The following is a 1,522-nucleotide window of genomic DNA, read 5'->3' as shown; positions in this document are numbered from 1 at the left end:
AAATCTGAGAATCATCTAGCCGGCCTCCCCACCTCACGGAGGTGGCGCAAAATTCAAGGTGCGAACTTAGACTTTTGCTGTGGGAGGCCGTGATGAAATTCTGTGGCATAGACCTGCATTCAAACAACAGCGTTGTAGTGGTTACCGACGAAACGGACCGGGTCCTGCTCAGTCGGCGCTGTCCTAATGAGCTGACAAAAATCCTCCCGCTGCTCGAACCGCATCGTGCCGAATTGCTCGGTGTCGTGGTCGAGTCGACCTACAACTGGTATTGGCTGGTCGATGGTCTCAAGGCGGCAGGCTTCGAGGTAAAGCTGGCCAACCCCGTGGCGATGCAACGCTACGACGGTTTAAAGCATTCTGACGATAAGGATGATGCGGCGTTCCTGGCGCATTTATTGCGACTCGGGATATTGCCCACCGGCTATATCCATCCGCCGCAAGAACGGGCACTGCGCGATTTGGCACGTAAACGTATTCAGTTGGTCCGCAGTAGGACGCAGCACATTCTTGCGGTGGAGAACATCATGGCGCGCCAGTTTGGCCACGGGTTGAGCTGCAATGAAGTCAAAGGCCTGTCAGCGACATCCGTGGACAGACTTGGCCTGACCACGGATGTCGCTCTGGCGATGAAAGCCAATGTCGCGATCATCCAGGCGGTGCAGGCTCAGATTGATATCCTTGAGGACCGCTTACTGCATGAAGCTCGCCTGCGGCCGGAGTTCTGCTTGTTAAAAACGATGCCTGGAATCGGCGAAGTGCTGGCCACGGTCATCATGCTGGAAACCGGTGATATCGAGCGCTTTGCCGACGTGGGCAACTTCGCCTCCTATGCCCGGTGCGTAAAGAGTGCGCATTACTCCAATGGTAAGAAAAAGAGCGAAGGCAACACCAAGAACGGCAACGCTTACTTGATTTGGGCCTTTATCGAAGCGGCGAATTTTGCTCGGCGTTTCAGTGAAGAGGCCAAACGTTTTTTCGAGAAAAAGAAAGCCAAGACCAATGCCGTGGTCGCCACCAAAGCGCTGGCGCACAAACTGGCGCGGGCGAGTTATCACATCCTGAAGGAGAAACAGCCATTTGATGCCAAGCGCTGTTTCGCCTGAAGGGGCGGGTTAAGGTGATGGCCGATCAACCAAAAAGGGACTGGGCGTGAACCATGAAATCTGAGTGGCGACCGGCTGTCACCGCCTGAGTGTGTTGTAACCGGGTCGTCCGCCATGTGAGCTCGCTGAGACTGGACGTGTTTTTGCACGAGCCACAGTTCTGTGACACGTTTTGGCCACATTGGCGGCACCAACGTTTCTCTGGGGCAGTTGACTGCCAGGGCGGTGCTCGCTGTATCGCTACCGCTTGATCCACATGGGTGTCAGGCACGACTCGGTCGTAGCCAATGAAGAGGAAACGGGGTCGACGGGTTCAACCGATCAGGTTGAGTTAAAGAGCAATCCCTGCAGTTAAAAACCGCAGGGTGCGGAGGCTTTTAACCTTGACTTGAGACCGGCTAATGGGTGTCCCCTTT

The 1,522-nt window shown here is 55.1% G+C and carries 1 protein-coding gene; it reads left to right on the top strand.

What is annotated here, in order from left to right; all coding sequences use genetic code 11:
• Positions 1-92 precede the first annotated feature (92 nt).
• Positions 93-1,106, top strand: a complete 1,014-nt coding sequence (locus AC1RQB_RS28180) for an IS110 family RNA-guided transposase (RefSeq protein ID WP_081235179.1) — start codon at positions 93-95, stop codon at positions 1,104-1,106.
• Positions 1,107-1,522 lie beyond the last annotated feature (416 nt).

Source organism: Pseudomonas sp. GW822-FHT02E03 (assembly GCF_058802325.1).
The sequence above is the reverse complement of the archived record's forward strand: the minus strand, read 5'-3'. Positions and strand labels throughout refer to the sequence as shown.

Excerpts from the sequence above, each read along its gene's own strand:
- AC1RQB_RS28180 (WP_081235179.1), top strand. The coding sequence starts at position 93 with ATGAAATTCTGTGGCATAGACCTGCATTCAAACAACAGCGTTGTAGTG.